At 65.7% G+C, this 23,024-nt stretch carries 21 protein-coding genes and 1 tRNA gene; 8 read left to right on the plus strand and 14 right to left on the minus strand.

The annotated features are described in order from the left end of the window. Nucleotides 1-5 precede the first annotated feature (5 nt). Together DJ476_RS18300 and DJ476_RS18305 are read left to right on the plus strand one after the other, a co-directional pair. Nucleotides 6-281 (plus strand): hypothetical protein, encoded by a 276-nt coding sequence (locus DJ476_RS18300; RefSeq protein ID WP_030595208.1) that lies wholly within the window; start codon nucleotides 6-8, stop codon nucleotides 279-281. A 77-nt stretch (nucleotides 282-358) separates the two neighbouring features. Beyond that, the gene (locus DJ476_RS18305; protein WP_318294734.1) at nucleotides 359-1,054 is read left to right on the plus strand and encodes a hypothetical protein; all 696 of its coding nucleotides are present in this window, start codon (nucleotides 359-361) and stop codon (nucleotides 1,052-1,054) included. Between the two features lie 165 nt (nucleotides 1,055-1,219). Here DJ476_RS18305 and DJ476_RS18310 read toward each other — a convergent pair whose 3' ends face one another. Both DJ476_RS18310 and DJ476_RS18320 read right to left on the minus strand, forming a co-directional pair. Beyond that, complete coding sequence (locus DJ476_RS18310; RefSeq protein WP_112491053.1) at nucleotides 1,220-1,900, minus strand: hypothetical protein; 681 nt, start codon at nucleotides 1,898-1,900, stop codon at nucleotides 1,220-1,222. A 1,980-nt stretch (nucleotides 1,901-3,880) separates the two neighbouring features. After that, nucleotides 3,881-4,963 carry a hypothetical protein gene (locus DJ476_RS18320; protein ID WP_162638747.1) on the minus strand — a complete coding sequence of 361 codons (1,083 nt, stop codon included), beginning with the start codon at nucleotides 4,961-4,963 and terminating at the stop codon, nucleotides 3,881-3,883. Between the two features lie 452 nt (nucleotides 4,964-5,415). On the opposite strand from DJ476_RS18320, the gene DJ476_RS34570 reads away from it, so the two are divergent. Beyond that, nucleotides 5,416-6,888, plus strand: coding sequence for a P-loop ATPase, Sll1717 family (locus tag DJ476_RS34570; RefSeq protein WP_162638749.1), 1,473 nt, complete (start codon nucleotides 5,416-5,418; stop codon nucleotides 6,886-6,888). A gap of 412 nt (nucleotides 6,889-7,300) precedes the next feature. Here DJ476_RS34570 and DJ476_RS18325 read toward each other — a convergent pair whose 3' ends face one another. From DJ476_RS18325 to DJ476_RS18350, 6 genes are all read right to left on the minus strand, one after another. Then, nucleotides 7,301-7,630, minus strand: a complete 330-nt coding sequence (locus DJ476_RS18325; RefSeq protein ID WP_112491056.1) for a MazG-like family protein — start codon at nucleotides 7,628-7,630, stop codon at nucleotides 7,301-7,303. Between the two features lie 26 nt (nucleotides 7,631-7,656). Continuing rightward, on the minus strand, nucleotides 7,657-8,979 hold the full coding sequence (locus tag DJ476_RS18330; protein ID WP_112491057.1) for a UDP-glucose dehydrogenase family protein: 1,323 nt from the start codon (nucleotides 8,977-8,979) through the stop codon (nucleotides 7,657-7,659). Nucleotides 8,980-9,086: 107 nt separating this feature from the next. Then, nucleotides 9,087-10,319: an SIR2 family protein gene (locus DJ476_RS18335; RefSeq protein WP_112492561.1), complete on the minus strand. Its 1,233-nt coding sequence runs from the start codon at nucleotides 10,317-10,319 to the stop codon at nucleotides 9,087-9,089. A gap of 97 nt (nucleotides 10,320-10,416) precedes the next feature. Next, the gene (locus DJ476_RS18340) at nucleotides 10,417-10,626 is read right to left on the minus strand and encodes a hypothetical protein (RefSeq protein ID WP_318294735.1); all 210 of its coding nucleotides are present in this window, start codon (nucleotides 10,624-10,626) and stop codon (nucleotides 10,417-10,419) included. Continuing rightward, a complete protein-coding gene (locus tag DJ476_RS18345) occupies nucleotides 10,623-10,841 on the minus strand; it encodes a hypothetical protein (RefSeq protein ID WP_112492562.1) in 219 nt (72 codons plus the stop codon). Before DJ476_RS18345 ends, DJ476_RS18340 begins: the two co-directional genes overlap by 4 nt. A gap of 283 nt (nucleotides 10,842-11,124) precedes the next feature. Next, nucleotides 11,125-12,354: a helix-turn-helix domain-containing protein gene (locus DJ476_RS18350; protein WP_112491059.1), complete on the minus strand. Its 1,230-nt coding sequence runs from the start codon at nucleotides 12,352-12,354 to the stop codon at nucleotides 11,125-11,127. Nucleotides 12,355-12,654: 300 nt separating this feature from the next. On the opposite strand from DJ476_RS18350, the gene DJ476_RS18355 reads away from it, so the two are divergent. Continuing rightward, nucleotides 12,655-13,497: an NAD(P)-dependent oxidoreductase gene (locus DJ476_RS18355; protein ID WP_112491060.1), complete on the plus strand. Its 843-nt coding sequence runs from the start codon at nucleotides 12,655-12,657 to the stop codon at nucleotides 13,495-13,497. 32 nt (nucleotides 13,498-13,529) lie between these two features. Here DJ476_RS18355 and DJ476_RS18360 read toward each other — a convergent pair whose 3' ends face one another. The 4 genes from DJ476_RS18360 to DJ476_RS18375 all read right to left on the minus strand — a co-directional run bounded on the left by DJ476_RS18360 (nucleotide 13,530) and on the right by DJ476_RS18375 (nucleotide 18,171). After that, complete coding sequence (locus tag DJ476_RS18360; protein ID WP_112491061.1) at nucleotides 13,530-15,233, minus strand: relaxase/mobilization nuclease domain-containing protein; 1,704 nt, start codon at nucleotides 15,231-15,233, stop codon at nucleotides 13,530-13,532. Then, on the minus strand, nucleotides 15,230-15,892 hold the full coding sequence (locus DJ476_RS18365; protein WP_404827517.1) for a MobC family plasmid mobilization relaxosome protein: 663 nt from the start codon (nucleotides 15,890-15,892) through the stop codon (nucleotides 15,230-15,232). Before DJ476_RS18365 ends, DJ476_RS18360 begins: the two co-directional genes overlap by 4 nt. Nucleotides 15,893-15,974: 82 nt before the next feature. Continuing rightward, nucleotides 15,975-16,772, minus strand: coding sequence for a DUF2637 domain-containing protein (locus DJ476_RS18370; RefSeq protein ID WP_112491063.1), 798 nt, complete (start codon nucleotides 16,770-16,772; stop codon nucleotides 15,975-15,977). Nucleotides 16,773-16,953: 181 nt separating this feature from the next. Beyond that, entirely contained in the window at nucleotides 16,954-18,171 is a 1,218-nt protein-coding gene (locus DJ476_RS18375; RefSeq protein WP_112491064.1) for a DUF3631 domain-containing protein, read from the minus strand. A gap of 306 nt (nucleotides 18,172-18,477) precedes the next feature. Here DJ476_RS18375 and DJ476_RS18380 point away from each other — a divergent pair, with 306 nt between their 5' ends. From DJ476_RS18380 to DJ476_RS18390, 3 genes are all read left to right on the plus strand, one after another. After that, entirely contained in the window at nucleotides 18,478-18,963 is a 486-nt protein-coding gene (locus DJ476_RS18380) for a helix-turn-helix domain-containing protein (protein WP_112491065.1), read from the plus strand. A 188-nt stretch (nucleotides 18,964-19,151) separates the two neighbouring features. After that, nucleotides 19,152-19,370 carry a helix-turn-helix domain-containing protein gene (locus tag DJ476_RS18385; protein WP_112491066.1) on the plus strand — a complete coding sequence of 73 codons (219 nt, stop codon included), beginning with the start codon at nucleotides 19,152-19,154 and terminating at the stop codon, nucleotides 19,368-19,370. After that, a complete protein-coding gene (locus tag DJ476_RS18390) occupies nucleotides 19,370-20,506 on the plus strand; it encodes a tyrosine-type recombinase/integrase (protein ID WP_112491067.1) in 1,137 nt (378 codons plus the stop codon). The genes DJ476_RS18385 and DJ476_RS18390 overlap by 1 nt, the downstream gene beginning before the upstream one ends. 153 nt (nucleotides 20,507-20,659) lie before the next feature. On the opposite strand, the gene DJ476_RS18395 is transcribed toward DJ476_RS18390, so the two are convergent. Further along, on the minus strand, nucleotides 20,660-20,854 hold the full coding sequence (locus DJ476_RS18395; protein ID WP_162638751.1) for a hypothetical protein: 195 nt from the start codon (nucleotides 20,852-20,854) through the stop codon (nucleotides 20,660-20,662). A 487-nt stretch (nucleotides 20,855-21,341) separates the two neighbouring features. Between DJ476_RS18395 and DJ476_RS18400 the strand changes: the two genes are divergently transcribed. Then, nucleotides 21,342-22,508: a hypothetical protein gene (locus DJ476_RS18400; RefSeq protein WP_112491069.1), complete on the plus strand. Its 1,167-nt coding sequence runs from the start codon at nucleotides 21,342-21,344 to the stop codon at nucleotides 22,506-22,508. Between the two features lie 218 nt (nucleotides 22,509-22,726). Here the strand turns inward: DJ476_RS18400 and DJ476_RS18405 are convergent. Continuing rightward, nucleotides 22,727-22,797, minus strand: a tRNA-Gly gene (locus DJ476_RS18405). Nucleotides 22,798-23,024 lie beyond the last annotated feature (227 nt).

The raw sequence follows: 23,024 nt of genomic DNA on the forward strand, positions 1-23,024 counted from the left end.
GATTTATGACCACGGCTTCGAAGCCGCCCCGGCAGTCGCCGCTCAAGGTGGACCCGGCGACGGACAAGTTGATCAGCCAGGGCGCGCATTTCCTGGGCCTGACGAAGAAGGACCTGGTCGCGGAGGCGGTACGGGTCTATCTGGACCAGAGGCGTGAGGATTTGCGTGAGGGCATGGTGGAGGCGCTCAGCGTCCTGGACGGCTCCCTGAAGTCGGACGTCATGCTCCTGACCGGGCTGACATCGGAGGAGATCGACGCGGTCGGCGGGATCGACGAATGACTGGTCCCGCTGCGATGCGTCCCGCCAGGCCCACCCTGCGATGCCTATGCGATGACCTCGGACTCCCCCTGCCGGCGGTGACCGACCCCCTCGACGGGATCGAGCACCCGATCCTGGCGAAGGCCGCCGAGCAGTTCGCGGCGGACGATGCCAAGCATGAGCGCATTCGCGCTGTCGATGACCAGGTGTTGTTCAAGGTGAAGGTCCAGCGCTGGCGCGGGGCGGTCTGGGTGGACGCCGATCTTCCGTGGCTGGTGGCGGCCGGCCGCCGCGAGGACGGCTCCACCGGCGACTTCTACGCCGCTCTCGAAGCTGACGGCAAGACCGCCCGAACCCGCTACAACGCTGGCAACGCCGACTCACTCAAGTCCGCCACGTACACCGCCCACTTGCTCCCCACTCGCGACGACCACGTCCGCTATCGCGCCGAAGCGGGAGTGCGTTTCGTCAGGCGGCTCCGGACCACGGTTCTGACCCTGAGCCGTTCTACCCTCCGGGACGGCGAGGAGCACACGGTGGATTTCGACACCTTCACCATCGGCCTTCAGGTCCGCGCCGACGACGGTCACGAAACCTACCTCACGGTGCGGATCACGGGTTCGGTCCCGCCGAACCTCGCCACTTTGATCCTGCGCAACGTCCCCGGCTGTGAGGCCGACGGCTGGTACCCCGAATACGCCCTGCCGGAGCGGGACCTGCTCCCCGCCGAACAAGCCTGGTCCAACCTGATGGACCCTCGCGAAGCCGCCCGAGTCCTCGACGCAGAGCCGTAGCAGCCGGAACAGAAACAAGGCCCAGGTCACTGACCTGGGCCTTCATTAAAGAGCGGGTGACGAGAATCGAACTCGCGCTCTGAACCGTGTACTGCAGCGGACAGCGGCGTCCGTCAGTGAACTGGACAACGATGAGCGATGGAGCGGGTAGCCGGGCGGATGTGATCAGTCCAACAGCGGCAGCGACGGACGCCGTTCCGCAGAAAGTCCCGACCGCTCAGGCTCTGGCCACTTGGGAAGGTCGGCAGAGTCCCCACCGAAGGCGAGCACGGTTTGCGAGGCGAGGTCACAGCACGCTTGGATGAAGCCTTCAGCGCCCATGAGGCGCATCGAGTGCCTGCCGCTCTTCAGGGGCCACAACGCTCCAGAGCGGTTCGACACCGCGTATGGGTCCCCTCCGTGGCTCAGGATGTTGCGGAGGTTCTTCATGTCGGCGAGGTACAGCTGCACCTCTTGGGTGCCCACGTAAGCCGTCCAACGCGATCGGTTGCCGGGGGCATTGCCCAGAATTCTCGTACGAACTCCCCAGTCGTTGGTGAAGAGCCGGACCGCGTGCTGCTGCCCTACGTGGCGGAGCTTGTCCGGGTTGAGCGGGAGATGCCGCGTCTGGGACGGATCGAGGGCAAGGACGTCGTTGAAGAAGGCTTCGACGGCCGCGTAGGACATCGTGAAGATTCCCCACCGCAGGGCGTACTGCTTCGTCGAGCGCCCGAGCGACTTGCCGTCCTTCCCGGTCAAGCCGTCGATGTCGCGGTGAAGGCCCACCAGCAGCGAAGGGTTTTGCAGCCCGGCAGATAAGGCGTTGGCGGCGTCGATGACAGCGGGAAGGTGAGGGTGCGGAGGCATGCGCGCGATCGTAATGGCTGCACTGCCGGCGTCGGTCGGGGTGGGATACCTCGTTACCCGGTTGATGGACTTGGCGACGCCTACGCACCAGTGGCGTCGACGAATCCATGGTTAGCCGGTGCTGTTGGACGCTGCGCGAGGGACCAGGTGGTGCAAAGGTGGTGCGCGGTTCCTGATCAGGTCTAGACAACGATGAGGCCCCAGGTCGCTGACCTGGGGCCTCATGGAAGAGCGGGTGACGAGAATCGAACTCGCGCTCTGAGCTTGGGAATCAGCGGTGCTTGGGCCTCTGGAAGGGCTCTGACCTGCACTTTCCTGCGAGGAAGCTGGGGTTGCTATGGTCTCTGGAGGCTGTACCTGACCGCTGTTGTCCGCTCTGCTGGGCACGGATGGGGCACGAGCGGCGTGTCGATGGAGCCGCCAATGCGTGCTCAGATGACAGAGCTGTTTAGGAGCAGTCATCCACGGAGAACTCCGTGGATGACTGCATCCGTGGCTCCATCGAGGCCCGGGGTGCACGGGCGGACGTCTGGCAGAGGTGCGCAGAAGGTGCCGTTGGCAGTTAGCGGCCTTTCATCGGTGTCGGCGATACTGTATTAGCCGATTTTATCGTGGAAGCGGCTGAAACAGAGGGAAAAGCGAGCCGGTCAAACTTCGGGCTCGGTGGCGAGATGGCAATTGACGGCCTCATGTGCCTCCCGGAATGGCTCAACGAACGTCGCTCCGGCCTCAGTTCTCATCTCCACCAGATGAAAGCGCACCATATGAGAGAATGGCGCCTTGGATCTCCAGCCTCTCTGTTGTTCCTGGAGCATCACTCGCTGCCAGGCTCTGGCCCATCGATCAGATTCGGGCGGAGCCACTCCGCACGCCGCCACGAATCTGGCCAGTACCAATGCTGAGGGGAAGCGTTGCCCCAAAAGGACCTCATTGATCGTCGTCGGAGCGAGCGCCCGACCTGGCGACCTACGCTTCAGTTCAGCGAGGGATGGCTGGCCGGCCTGGATTCGAAGAACTCGCATCCCCCGAACCAGTTCAGCAGGCGTCGAAACCAGGTCTGGGTCAGAGCCAAGAATCCCCTCATTGGGTTGTCCCAGGTGTGCACGTCTGCGTCGTCCCAGGCGTCCCATGAGATCCATAGCTTCCTCTGCGCTCCCGTCAGCCATGAAGACCATCGCTAACAGGAGGTTATGCAGCCGTCGCGAACCCTGGCCTGACATGGCCCTCGACACAGTCGACTCTGACATGCGAAGGGATTCAGCTATCTCGCGGTTCGTCAATTCAGCTCGGTCTCGAAGTGTGCGCATCCACCGAGCAGCGTCGAGCTCCGGTCCGGAACCAGCTGGCAACGGCTTCTCAGGCCGGCCCATCTTGAGGCTTACCTCGACTCGGCGCGACGGGGCCACGCAGAATCAGTTCGTGCAGCCAAAAGGCTTACTATCACCAAGAGCGACTCGATGTTTTCCGCAGGTGTGCCGTGCAGGACAAGGAGCACGATCACCACCAACGCCAGGTCCGATACGAGTCGACCACGCCCGACGGGACCACTAGGTACGCACCTACACCGCTCGGGCCCACCATCAGCCTCAGTACCCACAAGACCCTCCTTAGCTCTGGCAGCAGGTCGGAGTCGCGATACCGCTGCTGTGCATGCAGCATGCGGTGGTGTCGACCTCCAACGCGAGCACGTCAGACGGTTCTTGCAGCGAGTTACGTATACCTGTACTGCAAAAACCTGACTTCTCATGAGACCTCTCACCTGGGAAGATCTCGATTGTTCTTGCAGTTCCATACGAGTTCTTCCGTGGGCGACGGCCCGCACCGCACGACGTCGGATCCGGGTGACGGCATCTGCCTGCACTGGTCATGACCTACAGCAACAGCAGGACGCAGCAGCCTGTCAACAGTGGCCGGTGACCGCCCTCCCTGTGGCGCTCAGAGATCATTGTTGCGCGACGGCACTTTCGACTTACCACGTGTTTACTGGCGATCCAACCATTCTGTTAGGTCTTTGAGTCTGGTTACTACTTCGGTTTGCATCCACCGCGGCAGGTGGGCGGCGTGCAGAACATGGGACGCGTAGCGTTCGGTAACGACAATGTCGCAGTACGGCACCGCGATGCTTAGCGCATCAATATCGAAGATGTCGTTCGACTCCCATGACTTCTCCCGGTTGCGATGTGCCGCGGTCGTGAGGGTCGTATGGATTTCGGCGCTTGGCATGCAGTCCGCAAAGGCCCTGATTGACTCTCTGCCCGTGACTACTTCAGCAAGTTCCTTGCCCCGGTCAAGGAGTGCCTGGGTGAGCATGTCGATGACTTCGAGAGACATGTACCGGGCCTGTACTACGTCGCGCAGACGGTTCCAATACTTTGGATGATCGTCGAGGCGTTTAGCTAGCTGCCGTTCCGATTCCGCTCGGTTTTCCGCACTTCTCCTAGCGGCTGTAGGGTCCCACCCATTTGCCTTTAGGTCTGGCACCTCGGCGTCGGTGGGCCCTCGCAGCATGGAGCGCTCAAGCTGCTCACGGGCATTCGCGAGCATCAGATCAAAAGCGACTGGCCCATCTGGCGAGGCGGCGCGAGCCTCGTCGGTGACATCACCGGAAGCTGAACGGATAGACAAGCCGCCCCGCATACCCATGGCATGACCGATGCCGTGCCCCAGCAGATCGATATCTGCAAGATGCGGCGAAGTGATGTCGAGTGCACGGTCCAGTGCTGCCTCAACCTCCAGCCGCATGATGTGCGTCCTAGAGAGCAAGGTGGTGAAGCCCGAGATCTTTTCCATCACATCACCGATGTCTGCTCGCTGGCGGGGATCCCGGATCCCCGCCATTTCCATGTAGTGAGTCAGAGACAAGGGGAAGAGGTACAGCCCGGAACTGGCAGCAGCTCGCACCGCAGTGAGCGCCGGCTGGTAGGCATCCCCGTCTCGGTGTCCCGTAGCGGCCTTGGCCAGGCTGATCCAATGGTTGAGATCCAGGTAGACGAGGCGCTGTCCCGTCCGGGGTCGAACTAGGTGACCGGGCCAGGCGTACATAGGGGGCTGCCGTGGTGCCATGGAGATCATTCTGCCAACCCCAGGGCTCTGGAACCTCCGAATATGGGGGGCCTCTCCTCGGTGCGCGACGTAGGACGCCGCCGTTCGCGGCTCACACGCTCCTCCCACACGGTCCGTGAGGGCCGCTGTGGGGCCCGGACAGAGGATGCCACACCCGGATGGGCCTTAGCAGCCTCTGTCGTTGAACGCTGTTCACCACACCCATTAACACGGTTCTGGCGTGGCTAGTGCCGCTCCGTAGCTCTAGCCACGCCTGTCAGTCAGGTTCCTACCGGTCGCACTGAGGGATCGCGGGACGCGATCGCATGCTTCGTTCCTGATCAGCGCGCTGCGCGGGGCAGTGAACGCAGTCATCGAGCGCGCGAGCTTCCACGAATGGGCCCCAGATGCCAGTGTTGCTCGCTACCCTGCTTACCTCATGAGTGCCACCAACTACGCCAGCGGGGGAATGAGTGCTCAGCATCTCTGAAGTCGAAAACTTTGGCGCTATCGACGCTGATGCGGATGATCTTCTTCGAGAGTGTTTTCAGGATCACCCAGCCTATGTCGCGGCTAAGAAGCAGAAAAAATTCCTGATCCTTGGCAGGAAAGGATCAGGCAAAACTGCCATCTTTAAAAGAATTCTTACGGAGCGTCACCCGAACGAGTTCTCCTATGGCCACTCCTTCGATGATTACCCCTGGCAGCATCACGACCTGCAAGCCCAAGTAGGAGTTCCTGAGGAGAGGCGTTACTTTCACAGTTGGAAATACTTGACCTTGATCGGTTTGGCCAAGGTGCTCCTGAATTCAGATCAAAGTCAGCCGTGGAGCGATGATTCTTTCGAATCGGTGCAAGCGCTTGAGGATTTTGTTGTTGATTCCTATGGGTCGCGCGACCCGGACGTTAGGCAGCTCTTTAGTCCAGAGAAGGAGTTGCGGCTGAAGAGTGTCCTAAAGGTCCCGTTCTTCGAGTTGTCGGGTGAGCGTGTTCGAGTTAGGGAATTGCCCCCGCATATTCAGGAAGTGAATCGAGCAATTCAAGAGCACGTTTTGCGCGCCTTGAATCCGAATAATTCGTATTACATCTGTTTCGACCAGCTCGACCTTGGCTTTGTGAAGTCCCAGGAGTCTTACTCGCAGCGACTGGTTGGTCTCATCCTTGCTGCCCGCGATCTCTTTTTGGCCGCCCGGGAGCGTGGCAAGAAGCTCAATGTTGTCGTGTTTCTGCGCGACGACATTTACCAAGATCTGCAATTCGAGGATAAGAATAAGATCACGGAAAACTTCACCAGCCTGGTCCAGTGGAACGAATCTGGTTCCGGGCTGACGCTGAAGAAGTTGATGGAGAGTCGGTTTACCAACGTACTTGGCAGCGGCGGGGATCCCGTGATCCCCTGGGAGGACGTGTTCGATGAGACTCGGGAAATGCCGAGTCGGCAGACAAAATACAAACACATTTGCGATCGAACGTTTTTGCGGCCTAGGGATGTGATTAAGTTTTGCAATGAAGTTCTGGAGCAGTATAAGTCACCTCTTTTTGCGGCGAGAGGGCAGTTCGACAACGAGGCGGTTCATGAAGCCAGGTCGGGTTATTCTGACTATCTGCTGAATGAATTGGACGACGAAATCGCCAAACATGTTCCGCAGTATAAGGAGTACCTGGAAGTTGTGAAAGAATTGGGCGCTATGCAGTTCTCTCTAGTCGACTTCAGTGCTGCTTGGTCACGGCGCTCGACTTTGACTGATATTTCGGCAAAGGTTGGACTTTCTCAGTTGTTCGAATTCTCGGTTGTTGGGTACTTGAAGCCGGGAGGGCGCGGGGGTGGCTCTGAGTATGTATGGAGGTATAGGGATCCGCGTGCTCGCTTTAATGCGACATCTGAAGTGTTCCGGATCCACGCAGGCTTTAAGGAAGCGCTAGATTTGACTCGTCAGAGCGCTTAGAGGCTACTCGCCTCCAGGCGGTCGGCGGAGCGGCTTTGGTCGGTGTCCTGCACGGTTTGGGGATGAGCATGATCAGGGGGCCGTACGCTGGCCGGCAAATCGGGTCGGCTGTGACCCTGCCCGGAATTTGAACAAGTGGCCCCCTGGTCTTCTTCGGCGCGGAACCCTAACCGGGGAGGTGGCTAAAGCCGTGGAGCCGACCGCTCCAGCCACAGCGGCATTCTTCCCCATCATGGTGCTCGCCCCAGCCGCGCGACCGGCGTAGGAGGAGAGCGCGCGGCGAGCGGACGAGCCGCCCTGATGAAGAAGGGAAAGTTCTATCCCGCTGGGAGCTGCCTGCCGCAGCTTGTATGCCGGACGTGGCCGTCGACCGCGCTCATCTGAAGCGATCGACGGCCACGTCCGGAGGCCGTCAGGCCGCCGCAGCGGCCTCGCGGCCCCTGCGGGTGCGGCGGTGGAGGATCTCCTCGAAGGTGGCGCGGGCACCCGTGGGATCGATGTAGTGCATGGCCAGGAGGGCGGCGATGACGGCGCCGACCAGGTCGTTCTGGACCTCGGACCAGGTGTGGTCGTCGCCGCAGGTGGTGAGGCCCTTCAGACCGTGGAGGGCGTGCATGGCCTCGCCGGCTTCCTCGGCGACCTTGCCGACCTGGAGGGCTTTGAGCTCCTCGTCGGGGAGGTGGGCGCCTGCCGCTCGGCAGACGGCGGAGAGCTTCTCGATGTTGTCCCACAGGGTGTCCACGTCGGACCTCCGATCGATGGGTTCGGCTATTCCTGTGCGGGTCGTCCGAGCTGGCGTACGGTCCATCCGGCCATGCGCCAGGCGTCGGCGTCGATGAGGTTGCGGAGGTCGACGAGGACCTGGTCCGCGACCAGTGGGGCGAGGGCCTTGGGGTCGGCCTCGCGGAAGTGGGGCCATTCAGTGGCCAGGACGATCAGCTCGGCCGCCTCGACGGAGTCTTCGAGGGTTTCGCAGTAGTCGAGTTCGGGGTGGCGGCGCAGTGCTGTGGGCACGGCGTGCGGGTCGTGGACGGTGACGGTCGCGCCGCGCTGGTGCATGAGCGCGGCGATCGCCAGAGCAGGGGATTCGCGGACGTCGTCGGTACCGGCCTTGAAGGAAGCGCCCCAGACGGTGATGCGTACGCCGTCGACGGGTCGGCCGAGCGTCTGCTCGATGAGCCTCAGCGCGGCGACGGGTCGGGACTCGTTGACCTGCTCCGCCGCGCGCAGCATGGTCGCTGCCTCGGTAGCGCCCAGGGTGTGGGCGGAGGCGGTGAAGGCTCGGACGTCCTTCGGGAGGCAGCCGCCGCCGTAGCCAGGGCCCGCGTTGAGCCCGCCACGGCCGATGCGGGGGTCCAGGCCGATGGCCTCGGTTAGCTGCTGGACATCGGCTCCGGCGGCGATACACATGTCGGCGACGCCGTTGATGAACGAGATCTTCATGCCGAGGTAGGCGTTGGCGGCACCCTTGATGAGTTCGGCCGTGGCGGGATCGGTCACGAACAGCGGGATGCCGTTCGCCAGGAGGGGTGCGTAGACCTGGCGTACCGCGTCCTCGGCGCGGGCCGAGGGGACGCCAACGACGATGCGGTCGGGGCGCAGGGTGTCGTCGATGGCGTGGCCCTCGCGCAGGAACTCGGGGTTCCAGACGACCTCAACGTCCTCACCGGCCGGAGAGAGCCGGGTGAGGAGAGCACCGAGGTCGCGGGAGGTGCCGACGGTGACCGTGGACTTGCCGATGACGACCGTGGGGCGGGTCAGGTGCGGGGCGAGGGCGCGGGCGGCGCCGAAGACCTGTCCGGTGTCGTAGCTCCGCCCGTCCGCGTCGATCGGCGTGCCCACGGCCAGGAAGTGGATGTCGGCGAACTCGGCCGCCTCTGCGAGGCTGGTGGTGAACCGCAGGCGTCCGGTGGCGGTGTGGGTGCTGAGGAGTTCGGGCAGGCCGTCCTCGTAGATGGGGCACTCGCCGGCGTTGAGGCGGTCGATCTTCGCCTGGTCCAGGTCCACGCCGATGACCTCGTGGCCGATCTCGGCCATGGCAGCGGCGTGGGGGATGCCCAGGTGACCACAGCCGATGACGGATACGCGCATGGGTCGACGCTCCTTTTCTTATCCCTCGCCCGCCCAGGGAAATCCGGGCCGGCCGGGTGCGTCACGCTAGCGCCAACACCCGGCGCGGCCCTCTTCGTGCAGGTGGATCAACCAGCTTGCTGCTTGAGCAGGTTGACGAGGGCAGGCAGTGCCTCGGCGGCGGTTGCCCGGCACACCAGGTCGCCGTCCTGGGGGCCTTCCAGCGGGTACGGGATGAACTGGCCGTCGCTCCAGAAGCCCTCCGGGTCCAGGTAGACGACCTGCATGCCGCGAGCGCGGGCGCGTGCCTGGACCTTGCGTCGGTCGGCGTGCAGGCCGACGACGAGGAGGGCCTTGGCGCCGTCCACCCACTCGACGTCGGGTACGGCCTGGTCGTAGCGGCGCATGAAGCACTCGTCGAGCCCGGCGCGCGCCGCGAGCACGTCGAAGTTGTTGGTGATGACCGGGCCGACGAGGTGACCGGCGTCCTTCAGTTCCTTGAGCGCCCACATGGCCGGAGTCGGTTCGGCCAGGAAGCAGGCGCGGAACATCTCCACGAATTCCGCCGTCTTCTCCTCCGGCTCCGTCAGAACCTCGTGGAGGAGCGTGTCCGCTGTCGGGGAGAGGGTGAAGCGGTGTTCCCGAGGCTCGTGGCCCTGGCGGTCGGTGACCCGGTAGATCTCGTGGAGCCGGTGCAGGGGCGGGATACCCGCCTCGACCGACGTACCGCATCCGATCTCCACCTGGAACGGCAGCAGATCCGCGAGGACGGACAGGTCTGGGACGCGGGTCGGCGTACCGGGGCGGTCCTTGCACCTGATCCCGGTGGAGAGGACGTTCCACGGCAGCTGCCGGACAGCGGGCGGCGGTGCGTAGGACACCGAGGCGATCTGCACGTCCAGGCTCCGGTAGCCGACGGGGAGGGTACGGCCCGCCGCCACGTCCTGGGGGTGGGCGTCGTGCTCGGTGATCCGGCACTTCAGATCCCGGCGTGTCCATAAGAATCCGCCAGGAGCCTCCTTCCAGCCGCCGGTGGCGAGCGAGTCCCACAGGGCGTCGTGGTGCGCGTCGATCTCATCCGCTGGAGCGGTAGCGGAGTGGTAGAGGTACAGGTCGGTCAGGCCGATGGCCGGCGCGGCGGTGGTGGGGACCAGGCCGTACCGGTAGCGGTAGTGGATGATCCGCCGCCGGGCGTCGTCGGCGGCCGTCCAGCCGCTCTGTTCGGCCGTGGCCTTCTCCTGCGTACGACGCCAGATGCCTTCCTCGATGTAGCGGGGTCGGTCGGCGTCGCCGAAGTAGGTCTTCCAGAACTGCTGTTGGTCGGGGGCGAGCTGGTCGATGACGATGTACGGGATGTCCACGATCTCTCCCTGGAGAATCACGCCTGGATGTTCCGGGTGCATGGCAGGCTCCGTTTGCCGGGAACGTGGGGTGAACGTCCCGGACAGCGGAGCGGAGTCAGTGGTCGGAGGGCGAGCTCGCGTCCGCCGAGACGGCGGCGGGCTGATGACCGAGGCCGTTGAGGAGCGGGGCGGCCTGCTCACGCAGTGCCCAGGCCGGTCCCACCAGGCCGGCGACGGCCAGAAGCGTGAGCGCGATGCCTCCGCCTTCGGAGCGTGCGGAGCGCGGCGCGGCCTTTCGGGCGTGGCGTCGCCGAGGCTCGGTCACGGGGTGTTGCCGATGGCGCGTTCGTGTACGTCGACGAGGCGGCTGATCTGCTGGTGCAGCCACTCCACCTCGGCAGAGGTGAGGATGAGCGCGCCATCGAGGGTCGAGCCGTCATCCAAGTGGAACTCGATGGGAACCGATCCCTGCCTGGCCCGCGCGTCGTAGACCGCGTCCCGTCCGGCCGAGAGCGTGGCGTGGGTGGCCCTCACCGGCACGGGACGGAGCGTCGATCCGTCGGCGGGCGCGGACCAGGGGGCCCCGCCACCAGGCGGACGCAGGTGGAACGTCGTCGCAGAGCCCTCACCAGGGAGAGCGACTACGACACCCACACGGCCATCGCGAGCGCTGTCCGTGGCGAGGTCGCCGAGCAGTGGACGGAAAGGTGCCGCCGTGCCTAACTCGGTTCCCTGCGAAGGAAGATGAGAAGAACGTCGTCGCGTCATGCCCCGAAGTTAGGGACAGGACGAGCCTCGAATATGAGCCGGAGGAATACGACCCCTATCCGTCCAGGTGAAAGCGGTCGGACATGTGCCGCAGCTTCTCCCTCGTGGCTGCTCGTTCCGCGTAGACGATGCTGCGAAGCGTTGAACGGGCGATGGGATGGTTCCGCACGAGCTGCGGCGCGATCCGCTCAGCCGTCTCCAGCTCGGTGAGGGCCTTTGCCCGGTTTCCATCCCACAGCCAGGCCCGCGCCACGTCCATGTGGTGGTGTCCCTGACGGGAGTTGGGCAGTGAACCGATCAAGCTCGGGCTGGTGCGGCGGTTTATCTCTAGCGCCTTGCCCTGCTTGCCCATTTCCAGGGCCACGCTGATCGCGTGGATCTGCACGTTCCCGGCGGAGAACGTCAGCGAATGCCGGTCGTACACCGGTGTGCCGACGTACGCGTCCATGCGTTCCGCCGCGTCCTTCGCGTGTCCGATCCGGTCCTCCGCTTCCGATGGGCGGTTGGACCGAGCAGCGGAGATGGCTGCTCGAAGCTGAAGCGTGCCCCAAGCCCGTACGGCCAGCGGATCACCGTGCTCGTACGGCTGTTGCACTGAGGCGATCGCCTTGTCCGAGAGGGTCAGAGCGTCGGCCCAGTCAGCCGTCGCCCACATGTCCCAGACGCGCATCCAGTCGGCGACGGCAGGCAGCACCGGGTCTCCCGACAACCTGGCAGACCACGCGGCCCGTTCGCACGCCATGGCCACCAGCTCCGGGTGCCCGAGGGCGTGCGCGGCGGTGTGCGCGAACTTGCAGCACACGGCGTAAATGGCGTACGCCTCTTCCCGCTCGTGCCCGTCCGAGTCCTCCGCCAGGGCGCGCGCTTCCCGGAACAGGTCCGGGAGAACTCGGAGAATCGCGACGTTGGAGGCGGTGTCCCGCAGGCGGTGCAGCCGGGTCACCTCACGCCATAGCTGTGACGCCGGTCGGGGATCCCCGTCGAAGACGGGAACGAGGTCGTAGCGACGCAGCTCGCGCAGAATCGACGAGGCGGCGATATGCCACTGGCTGTCGTCGGGGGAGCTGCTGTACGGGCGTCCGATCAGGTCGTTCGGATGGACGTGCAGCTCTGCGGCCACCTGGTTGAGCAGGCCGACCCGGTCCAGCTCGATCAGGCCACGCTCCATCTTCGACACCCAGCCCTGGGACTTCCCGAGGGCCGTCGCCAGGTCGGCCTGCGGCATGCCCAGTCGCAGCCGCGCCCTGCGAGCGCGCTTGCCGATCTCCTCGGCTTCTTCCAGCATCAGGACACCTCCCGGCCGCCGGACGATCCGGCGCGACCGCCGGTCTGTCCGTACAGAGTTCGTCTCCTGCACGGTACCCATGACGCGGCTTCAGCGTGAGACGAGCTGCAAGGACCGTCGGGGCCGCGGCCCGTGTACCGCTGTCCCGTCCTGAACGGCGAGTCCGAGACCGGAGGCACTTCTGTCCGCCATCAGTGCCCAGACGGCCATCAGGCATTGATTCCGAAGCCGCCGGTGCCGAACGACAGCGGATCATGGGGATGAGGAACTTTCCACGTCGCGCACCGCCGGAGGCAGCCAGTGATCACCGTGACCGTCCTCCACCCTGGAACCATGGGCGCGGCGATCACCGCCGAGCTCGTCGCCGGCGGCCATGAGGCACTGTCGGTGACCAAGGGCCGCAGTGAGAACACCTGGCTCCGCGGGAGGGAAGCCGGTGCCACGGCGTACGACTCGCTCGCGGAAGCGCTGTCCCGAAGCGCGGTCGTTCTCTCGGTGTGCCCACCACAGGCGGCGGAGGACGTTGCGGCGGCGGTGGCCGCGCACGGCTTCGCGGGGGTGTACGCCGATGTGAACGCCATCAGCCCTCAACGCGTACGGCGCATCGCCGACGAGATCCGCCCCGGCTCCGCAGTTGTCGACGGTGCCGTTTTCGGTCAGCCGCCGGGTGAGGGGCGTGCCACACGGCTCTATCTCGCAGGGGCCGACTCTCCCGTCGAGCTGGTGGCGTCGCTGTTCACGGACTCTGCGCTGCAGGTGTGCCGGGTCGGGGACACACCCGGTTCCGCTTCCGCGCTGAAGATGGCCTTTGCCAGCTACCAGAAGGCCGCTCGCACCCTCGCCGGCATCGCTCACGCGCTCGCCGACGCCCATGGAGTCGGTGATCAGCTCACGGCCGAAGCCGAGATCATGATCTCCGCGATTCTCTCCGATCCGGAGTACCTGCCGAGTGTTGCAGCCCGAGCCTGGCGCTGGGCGCCCGAGATGGAAGAGGTCGCCGATACTCTCCGCGCGGCTGATCTGCCCACGGACATGGCCGAAGCCACGGCTCGGGTGCTCGCCTGCTGGGAGCAGGACAAGGACCAGTTCGACCTGCCGGTCGTGCACACCCTCTCCCAGCTCCGGTCAGAGAAGAGCCGTTGATTCGTTCACGCTGAGGGGTAGCCGCTGGACGATCACCTCCGCCGAGGGCGAGACGCGGGAATGGTGGGTGGGACCGTCGCCGCAGGTTCGGGCGAGGGCACGTGGCGTAGTCCGGTGCTGCGAGCTTGTGCCGCCAGAGCTCGTCGACTGGGAGCCGGCCTCTGCGAGAGCCGATGTACGCGCCAGGTGAGGGTGCGTGCCGGGGAGCGTGCGTCGTCGAGGGCTCGTTCGTCTGCTGCCTGCTGCAGCAGGCGTTTGGGGTCGTGGCCCGCTGTCTCTGCTTGGGCCACTGCGGTGGTCAGCGCCTGCGAGGCAGAGTCGGCGAGGATCTGGTCGGCGTGCGCCGGGGCGGCCTGGCGGATGAGCCGGACGTATCGGTCCGCAAGGTTCTGGGACGGTCGGAGTTGGCCGAGGACCAGTAGGGGCGTGGCTGCCATGTGGTCGTAGGCGGCCTGGAGGTGGAGCAGGCTCTTGTGAGCTGAGGCCACCTGTTGCTCGTGCTCTCGTCGGTCGTGCCAGCGTGCGGCGGCGATGACGGCGAGGAGTGCAGCGTCGAGGAACATAGCCAAGGCGGCTCCGTCCTTCGGTGCCGGCTCGCGAAGCATCGCCTTGACCGCGCCGCGTAGGGCACGAGCGTGGTGGTGCTCGGCGCGGACGCGCGACCGGGTCGCGCGCTCGAAAGCTGAGGCCGCTGAGCGGAGTTCGGTACGAATGTCCGGCGGTGCGGTGAGAGCTACGGCGTCGAGCGCTTCACCGAAGGCGGCCAGGTGGGCCTGGGCGGCTTCGGCGTCCGGCTGGTCGAGATGGTGGGGGATGCGCTCGGTGGCTGCGGTGGCTTGATGCCATGGGTGCGGCCTGAGAGGCTCCTCGGCGGCGGACGCTGGGACCTCTGCTGCGGCGAGACGGCTCTGGATCTTCGGGAGGGAGAGATCCGGCGCCAGCGTGGAGCCGGAGAACCACACCGGTTCTGCTTTGGCGTTCCGGTCGTTCTCCAGAGCGACCTTGTAGCCGCGTGGTTCTCCCGAGGGGAAGTGCAGGACCTCGACGAGAACCCCCTTGGAGTGGGTGAGCAGACCGAGGAACTCCTCGGTATCTGTGGCGGCAGCCGCCGCTGTGCGGACCACGGTGCGCAGGCGTTCGCGGGCAGCCTTGGCCTGGCCGTTCCGCAGGGCCTTCTCCTGTTCGGCGCGATGGGGCCGTTTCGCGGAGGTGCGGTCACCGCGGATGACCCGTTGCAGCCCGTATTCCTTCTCGATGGCTGCGAGTTCGCGGTCAGCGGTGAGGTAGTCGTTCCAGTGACGTGCTGAGCGGAGGTCACCTCGGACCTTTGTGGCGGCGATGTGGATGTGATCGGGGGCGTGGCGCACGGCGATCCAGCGGCAGCCGTCCGGGTCGTCCGTCGGTGCGATGCCGGCGGCCGCGACGACGCGACGGGCGATGTCCGCCCACTCGCCGTCGTCGAGGAGGCGGTCGCCGGGTGCCGCACGTAGGGAGCAGTGCCACACGTGCTGCTTCGGGGCGCGGCCCAGTCGATCAGCTTGCTTGACGCGCAGATCGAGGTCGTCGACGAGCTGCTTCCTGGCCGCCGTGATGTCGTCGGCGCGGCCGGGGTCGGGGGCATAGCCGTCCCAGGAGGCGACGAGGTGGGGATCGATGTGCTCGTTGGCGCGGCCTGGTCCGTAGAGGTAGCGGATGAGGCCGGCCGTGCTCTTGCCGCTGCTGATCTTGGCGATCATCGGTGGCTCTTTGTGGCGACGGCTTGGTTGGTGGCCTCCGCAATGTGGCGGACGGCGGTGCCGACCGCGGCGAGGGTGCGTTCGGCCTGGGCCAGGGTGGTGGTGTCGCCGGAGTGAGGGAGGTCGCCGGAGTTGAGCTTCCTGGCGATCTGGTTGATGTTGTGGCCGATCTTGGCGACCTCGCCACGGAGCGTGGTGAGTTCATCGATGTAGTCGTCGAGCGGGGTGCGCTGACCGGGCAAGGCGAGGTCCCCGTCGAGGTGGGCCATGACGACGGCACCGACGTAGTGGGCGGCGGCGATGTTCAGCGAGCGGGCCTTGGCGACGATGTCCGCCTTCTCTTCGGTGCTGTAGCGGACATCGACGCGCGCGGTGCGCTGGGTCTCGTTGCGGTCGCGGCGGCGGGCGACGCGGTGGAGCGCGGCGGCTTCGGAGGCACGCGGTTGCGGCACGGCAGCGCTGGAGGTGTCGATGGGCTGATCCTGCTCGGGCGCCCCCTGGTGCCCGAGACCCTCCGCCACCCCCGGGGCGGAGGAACCTGCGTTGGACCGGCCCTTGGACGGTCCAACGCCATACCTTGCTCCGCCTGGGGCTGGGGCTGGGGTGGAGGTGAGGTGCCGAGAGGCGTGGGTGAGGGGGTGCGTGGACTGTTCGTGCATGAGGGGCTTTCTGACCGTACGAAGGGGAAGCCGTGCTCGCCCCGGCGATTCCGAGGCGAGCAGTTGGTGGGAGGGTGCGGGCCTACGCCGTGGTGCGGGCTTGGTCGAGCTCGGCCTGGAGGAGGTTCTTGACCTCGTCCAGGCGGGACCGCCCGATGCCGAGTCCCTTGGCGTGGACGGCCGCCTCGATGTGGCGGCGAGAGATTTGGCCGCCACGTCCCATGGGAGCCGTACGTCCGATCTCCACTGCCTGCTCGAAGGTGGCGCTCGGTCGGCCGCGACGTTTGCCACGTGGCTGGGTGGGCTGAGACACGGATACCGCAGGGGCCTTGGCCACATCGGCGTCGGGCACCGGGGCCGGTGTGGGGGTCACCCCGTCTTCGGGAGAGGTGGCTCCGTCTTTGTGCGCCTCGGGGCGGGGCATCGTTCGCGTAGGGCGCCGTTGGACTAGGAGGTAGAGGTGGACGGCTCCGGCCAGGGCGAGCGGGGCGATGGCGGAGATGGCCCCGACGGTGAGGTCGTCGAGAGCGAGTGCGCTGCGCCGGTTCTGCTGGTTGAGGCGGATGGCGTGCAGGACGTTGGCCCAGATGCTGGTGGCGGTGGCGATGCCGACCAGTGCCGAGACGTAGAGGCGGGCGGACAAGGGTGCGGTCCGTAGGACGAGCAGGGCGCCGATCCCGATAGCGATGAATCCGTCGATAACGAGCGGGAAGGCGTAGGTGAGCGTGGGATGGATGTGGCTGGCGGCGGCCATCTGACGCAGGGCGTCGTAGGAAAGCGCGAAGGCGGCCACGGCCAGCAGTGCGACGCCGGTGCGGATGGCCGGTGCCAAGGGCGGCAGCGCGGTCGACGGTCCTGCGGCGAGGGTGAGTGAAGGCAAGGGGGAGTGCTCCAGGAGGTGCGAGGTTCGGCCCAGGGGCGCGGGGACCCGTCACGACATGTCGCATGCCTGGTCAGGGCAGATGCGGGTGTGGCGGTGACGTCGAGACGACTCGTCACCGGATCTCGACCTGTCACCGCTTTGACCTGCGCGGAGACGAGTCGTGACGGGTCGTGCGGGGTCAGGCTTCGGGTGCGGGCTCGGGGCAGTAGCGGGCCCAGGCGTCGGCGAAGTGCCGACGGGTGTAGCCCCGAGCCTGGACGTTGCCGTGGAAGCGCTTGGGGGCAGAGCTGATGCCGTACTCGTTGAGCAGGATCTGCAGGCCCCGTGGAGTGAGGCCGTTGGCGGTGTACTCCGGCCAGGGGGTCTCGGCGTCCTGGTTGAGGATGTCCAGGAGCCGACTGGTGCGCAGCGCTGGTGGGTTGCCCTCGGAGGCGAAGGCGCGGCGGACGTCGGCCAGGAGGCGGATGCCCAGGCTGCTCCGGTCCTGGTCCTGTTCGGCCTCGTGCTTTGCCATGACCCGGCAAGCATTGCGGGCGAGGGAAGGCCACGTGCCGCCGGCGAGGTCGGCGACTGCGACCAGTGGCTGCCAGGTGTCGGCCGCCCGGTCTTCGACCGGCATGGCGGGTGTCAGTTCCATCGCGCTGGCGTGGAGTGGGCCCAGCCATGCGGCGAGTCGCTCGCGCAGGGCGTGGAGGGGCGGGGTGTCGCGGAAGGTACGGAATTCGGCGACCTTCTCGCCCGGCATGCGGCGCCGCATACGGATCACGACCGAGCGGTCCATGATCGTGTCAGGCAGGTCCCCGATCCCGGCGCGGGCTGCCATGGCGAAGGTGGGGAACTTCGACACCTCGTGGTTGGGTCCTGAGACCCGCAGGGTCGGGCGGTTGCGCTGGTGACCTGCGTTGAGCAGGCCGCGCATCTCCTCGTTCTTCTCCGCGACCTTCGCGGACCCGAAGAGTGTGTCGGCCTCGTCGACCAGCAGGGTGGGCGGGGTGTCGGTGATCGACCGGAACACCGCGGCGGCCGAGGCGTTGACCGTGATGAGCGGATTGTGGACGCTCTCGGTGATCACGTCCAGGAGCCGCGACTTACCGCACCGTTTCGCAGGCCCCACCACCGCCAAACGCGGCGCGTGCTGCCACGCCGTCTGCAGGTGCGTCGCCGCCACCCACAATGTCACCGCCACTGATGCCTCCTCGCTCGGCATCACCACGTACCGCAGGATCTGCTCCCGCAGCGACGTGAGGACTTCTTCGCCTTCGGAGGCGGAGGCGAGGTGGTGCTGTTCGGAGGAGGGCCCGTCCTCGTCGGGACGGGGGCGGCCGGGTACGGCCACGGGCGGCCAGGCGGCTGCGCCGACGGGAAGAGATGGCGTGCTCGGGGCGGGATCGTCCATACTGGACATGTAGCTCCTCTGCTTGCAGGCCAATGGGACGGCAATCCCGGCTTGCAGGTCAGTCGTTCAGGGATGGGCGGCATGAGGTTTGCGCGCTGAGCCCCTCGGTGTTGGGTCACCGGGGGGCTTTTTGTGCTTTCGGGCAGGTCGAAGCGCGCGCCAGCGGACCGGTGCGGTCTGCTGGGGAGTTTCAACTGTACCACTACCTATGCGTATCGCATAGCACTTTGCGATCGGCAGAAGCGATGCTAGCGTTATGGCATGCGCCGAAGTGGCGGTGAACGCGGAGAGCGAGAGGAGGCGGCGATGTCGGATGACGAAGAGGGCTTTGAGGGGGTGCTCCTCAGCGGCGAAGAGAACGCCACTGTGCGGATCAAGCTGGAGCGGGAGAAGCGCGGCTGGAGCACCACGACCCTGTCCGACCATATGAACGACGCGGGCTTCGACATGAACCCGTCCGCGGTTTGGCGTATCGAGAACCGCAAGCGCCGCATCAACCTCGACGAGGCCATCGGCTTCGCCGAGATCTTCGGCGTCCCGCTCAGCAACTTCGTCGGGCCGCCCAGCCTGGCGACCATGGGCCGCGCCATGGAGCTGATCGACAACGTCGTCGCCACCTACCGGGCCTCCAACCGCGCCAACCACGAGGCACGGAGAGCCCGCGACCAGCTCGACGCCTACCTCGCCGACCACCCGGACATCCGCGAGGAAGCCGACGTGATGGTCTCCAACGCCATCGCGACCGAGCTGATCAAGATCAACGAAGAGTACGGTCCCGCTTCCGACGCGTAGCGGACCGATCCAGCCGCCGCAGTGGGAACGCAAACCCCCGCTGTGGACGCATCACCCGTCCCATCCCTGAACGACACCAGGCCAGCCCAGGGTTGCCGCCCTGCCCGCCGGCCAGAACCGGAGCACCAATCTTGCGCCCTTCGGCGATACCGCACGTCCCTGCTCAGCGCACCCTCCAGTCGGAGGAGGTGACCACCACCGACCCCCTCCTCACCGTGGAGCAGGCTGCCGAACGTCTCGGCACCGGCGTGCGCTTCATCCGGCGACTCGTCCAGGAGCGCCGTATCCGCTACGTCAAGCTCGGCAAGCCCGTGCGGATACCCGACAGCGCCATCGCCGCATACATCGATGAGCGCACCGTGCCGACTCTCCGCGATGAGCGTTCCCGCTACGGGAAGGCCGCCTGATGGCCACCCGCAAGCCGCAGAGGCGGCGTGAATTCGGCACGGTCCGCCAACTGCCTTCGGGGCGCTGGCAGGCACGCTACTGGGCCCCGGACGGCAGCCGCCGTACCGCCCCGCAGACTTTCTCGACGCGCACGGACGCCCAGACCTGGCTCACGCTCACCCAGGCCGACATCGAGCGCAAGCACTGGGTTGATCCGGACGCCGGGGCGGTCAACTTCGCTGCCTACGCCGTCCAGTGGGTCGAGGAGCGCGGCCTCTCGGCCACCACGGAGGAGCTGTATCGCAGGCTCCTGCGGTTGCACCTGCTGCCCACGTTCGCCTCGGTGAACCTGGACGACATCACACCGCCCGGTGTGCGTACCTGGCGGGCCGAGCGGCTGGAGGCAACCGGTGCGACGACCGTCGCCAAGTCGTACCGCCTCCTCAAGGCCATCATGGAGACGGCCGCCGACGACGAGCTGATCCGCCGCAACCCCTGCCGGATCAGGGGCGCCGGCAGCGAGAGGGCGAAGGAACGCCCTACCGCCACCGTCGAACAGGTCGACGCGCTCGCGGACGCCATGGGCCCCAGGTGGCGGCTAATGGTCTACTTCGGCGCCTACGGGCCGATGCGGCCGGAGGAGCAGGCGGCACTGCGGCGGCCCGACGTCACGCTCGAACCGCTCGCGGCCAGGATCAGCGACGCCGCGCCGGAGCTGACCACAGGCCGCCGGGTCGAGGGCGACACGAAGTCGACCGCCGGACGCCGAACCGTCTTCCTCCCGGCCTTCTTGCACATCGAGGTGAAACGCCACCTGGACTGGTACGCGGAGAAGGAGCCCAACGGCCTCCTGTTCGTCGGTGAGCGGGGCGCGCCATTCCGGCGGTCCTCCTTCGGCCGCAAGTGGCGCAGGGCCCGCGCCAAGGTGGGCCTGCCGGAGGGCTTCCGCTTCTACGACCTCCGCCACACCGGCCACACCCTGTCCACCCAGTCGGGGGCCACGCTCAAGGACACGATGGTCCGCGCCGGCCAGTCCTCGGAGAAGGCGGCGCTGATCTACCAACACTCCGACGGGGAGCGGCAGCGGGAGGTGGCGGAGGGGCTGGATATGCGTGTGCGCTCCCAACGCATGCAGGCCGCTGAGCGTGAGAGGTGACGAGCGGCAGAGCATCGAGGCGGTCCCGACTGCTCGAAGTTCGGCGGACGGCTGACTGAATACGTCGTGCTCTTGCATCGCGGCAGGTGTAGATGGGGCGGGCCACCGCGGCGGCCCGCCCCATCTCAGTTTGGCGGCTTGGTGATGCGCGCTCTATTGGGAGAACAGTGCGCACACTCCAAGGGCCAGGGTCATCGTGGCGACAAAGGCGCCGCCCCCGGCAGTCAACGTGACTAGGGAGCTTTCCTTGGCAGCGTAGAAGATAAAGGCCGTCACAAGAGCGACCACGAGGGACAACAGCACGGCGATGACGACAAGCATCATCCGGGTCCGGAAGTTCGGCAGCATGAGGGTATCCACCCCATCCAACTCGCGGTGGTCGAACCCGGGGCAGATCAGCTTCAGTGGCAGGTCAGCCTCAGCTCGACCACCTGGTACTAGTGGCCATTAGCTGAGGACCTGCCGACGTTTCAGATCCGCGCGGAGCCGACCCGCAACTACCGGCCGCCCCCAAGATGTTGTGCGTGGATCTCTACGGTGTTGAGGGTTTCGAGTGTTTCCGCTCTCCTGGTACGTCGACCCAGGAGAGCGAAGACCCGCGGCAGGGATTCCCGCCCCTGCCGCCGACCTCGTGCTCGTCGTGCTTGAGCTCGTCCATCGTGGCACGCCCGAAGCAGGGCGCGCAGGCTATCCGGCGAGATCGCAGTGGGCCAAGGTCCGGTGGTGAACTCAGCGTGAACCTTCACGCCACAGCGTCGATCTAGTTCTGCCAGGCGGTGCTCAATATTGTTCAATCGCAGACCTGTGGTGGATCTGTCCTGCCATTCTTGAGCGCGTGACTTACGTCGTGACTGTGGACACCCAGATTCCTGAAGGCGCTCCAGAGATGGATCCGCTGCAACGTGCGGGTGCAGTTTCCCTACTTGAGCGCGGCTTTGCATCGGTCGAGGCAATCGAGGGTCCAGAGGGCCTTGAGGTCGCTCTCCTCGACTCCATCGTCGCGGTGTACCCCGGTGGTGCCCTGCTGAAGGTCTTCGTTGACGCCCCCTCGCTGGAACTTGCCGAGGACGCTGTCGGATCCGTTGTGGTCGAGCTCCTCGATCGTTCGGAGCTGTTGTCGGAGTGGACCGTCGATCGCTGTCAGGTTGAACTGCACCCCGAATCGGTAAAGGAAAGCCTCGACGCGTCAGGCGGACCGGATGCGCCGCCTGACGATCCAGCAGCCCGTAGGGATCGGCATGCTCAACCGGTTCGAGGAGCGGGAGGCGAACCCTGGACCGAGGTTGATCAGGCTGCTGAGAGCGAGGCCATGCGCGTCTCGCTCGGCTCGATGGCCGAGGAACTGAGAGCTTTCGATCCCGAAATGTTCGGGGCCGTCGACGAAGGGGGCCGAGGGGACGCCGAGGACGATTTTGCCTTTGGCGTCTCCGCCAATGACGCCCGTCTCGCAGCAGGGGCGCTGGTGCACGGCATCCATCTGCTCGTGGATGAAATTTTCCAGGACCTGCAGACTCTCACGCAGTACAGGACGACCGTTGCCGAGAGCGAGCGGCCCTTCTGGGTTCTGGAGGGGCTCCCCGGGCGCTACGCGCTGCAGTACAGCGCCTCGTTCGCGAGGCGATTGCTTGTCACGGCGATTGCTATGACTACCCGCTTCACCCACGGGACCTTTCAGCAGCTCAGTTGCGTGGCCGAAGAACTCCTGCTCAAGCTGCTGCTGGAGCAGGCCCGGAGCACCCTGGACCTGTATGGGCTGCTTGACGCGGGCGCCTCGTCAGCGTTGGAGTCGTTCGCTGATCAGGTCTATGAGGACATGGATCATGAGTGGCTCTACGACGATGCGGCGGACGGAATTGATGAGGAACCGGCTCTCGCATCATTGGGAGTAGCGCCGATGGACATCGAGAGTTGGTTCACCCCCTTCAACGCGGGCAGGTATGTCCATCCCTATGCGTGCAATCGTCCAGATAAAGCCGAAAAGGGTGTAGAGGCAGGCGACTAGGAATCTGGTTGGTGCCCTCGTCTCGTAAGCCAGGGGCGATTGCACTGACTGCGTCGTGGCGCGGGTCTCGCCGAGTCGGCGTGACCCCTGACCTCCGAGTGCCTCATGCCCTGCAGACGCGAGTGTCGGCAACTTGGGGCACGCAGAGGGCACGCCGCAGCACAAGAGGTCTAGACAACGACGAACCCCCAGGCAGATGACCTGGGGGTTCGTGGAAGAGCGGGTGACGAGAATCGAACTCGCGCTCTGAGCTTGGGAAGCTCATGTTCTACCATTAAACTACACCCGCGAGGCGTTGCCGATGATCATCGGCGCTGCACCGTTCAACACTCTACCCCATGTCAGACCCTCGGCGTATGAGCCGCAGGGTCTGTGCGTCGTTCCCGTGGTGGAGGGCGGGGGTGGACATGGTTGGGGCTGGCGGGAGTTGGGGGCGTAGCGTGGGTGGTCGGAGTGCCGTTTGTGATGGCGTCCTGTTCATCCCCTAATGTGGCTTTCTCATCCATATGCGGTTGG

Origin of the sequence: Streptomyces bacillaris (assembly GCF_003268675.1) — a bacterium.
In the GTDB taxonomy this organism is placed as follows: Bacteria; Actinomycetota; Actinomycetes; order Streptomycetales; family Streptomycetaceae; genus Streptomyces; species Streptomyces bacillaris.

Excerpts from the sequence above, each read along its gene's own strand:
- DJ476_RS18300 (WP_030595208.1), top strand. The coding sequence starts at position 6 with ATGACCACGGCTTCGAAGCCGCCCCGGCAGTCGCCGCTCAAGGTGGAC.
- DJ476_RS18310 (WP_112491053.1), bottom strand. The coding sequence starts at position 1,900 with ATGCCTCCGCACCCTCACCTTCCCGCTGTCATCGACGCCGCCAACGCC.
- DJ476_RS18320 (WP_162638747.1), bottom strand. The coding sequence starts at position 4,963 with ATGGCACCACGGCAGCCCCCTATGTACGCCTGGCCCGGTCACCTAGTT.
- DJ476_RS18330 (WP_112491057.1), bottom strand. The coding sequence starts at position 8,979 with ATGCGCGTATCCGTCATCGGCTGTGGTCACCTGGGCATCCCCCACGCC.
- DJ476_RS18350 (WP_112491059.1), bottom strand. The coding sequence starts at position 12,354 with ATGCTGGAAGAAGCCGAGGAGATCGGCAAGCGCGCTCGCAGGGCGCGG.
- DJ476_RS18360 (WP_112491061.1), bottom strand. The coding sequence starts at position 15,233 with ATGATCGCCAAGATCAGCAGCGGCAAGAGCACGGCCGGCCTCATCCGC.
- DJ476_RS18365 (WP_404827517.1), bottom strand. The coding sequence starts at position 15,892 with ATGCACGAACAGTCCACGCACCCCCTCACCCACGCCTCTCGGCACCTC.
- DJ476_RS18375 (WP_112491064.1), bottom strand. The coding sequence starts at position 18,171 with ATGGACGATCCCGCCCCGAGCACGCCATCTCTTCCCGTCGGCGCAGCC.
- DJ476_RS18380 (WP_112491065.1), top strand. The coding sequence starts at position 18,478 with ATGTCGGATGACGAAGAGGGCTTTGAGGGGGTGCTCCTCAGCGGCGAA.
- DJ476_RS18390 (WP_112491067.1), top strand. The coding sequence starts at position 19,370 with ATGGCCACCCGCAAGCCGCAGAGGCGGCGTGAATTCGGCACGGTCCGC.
- DJ476_RS18395 (WP_162638751.1), bottom strand. The coding sequence starts at position 20,854 with ATGCTGCCGAACTTCCGGACCCGGATGATGCTTGTCGTCATCGCCGTG.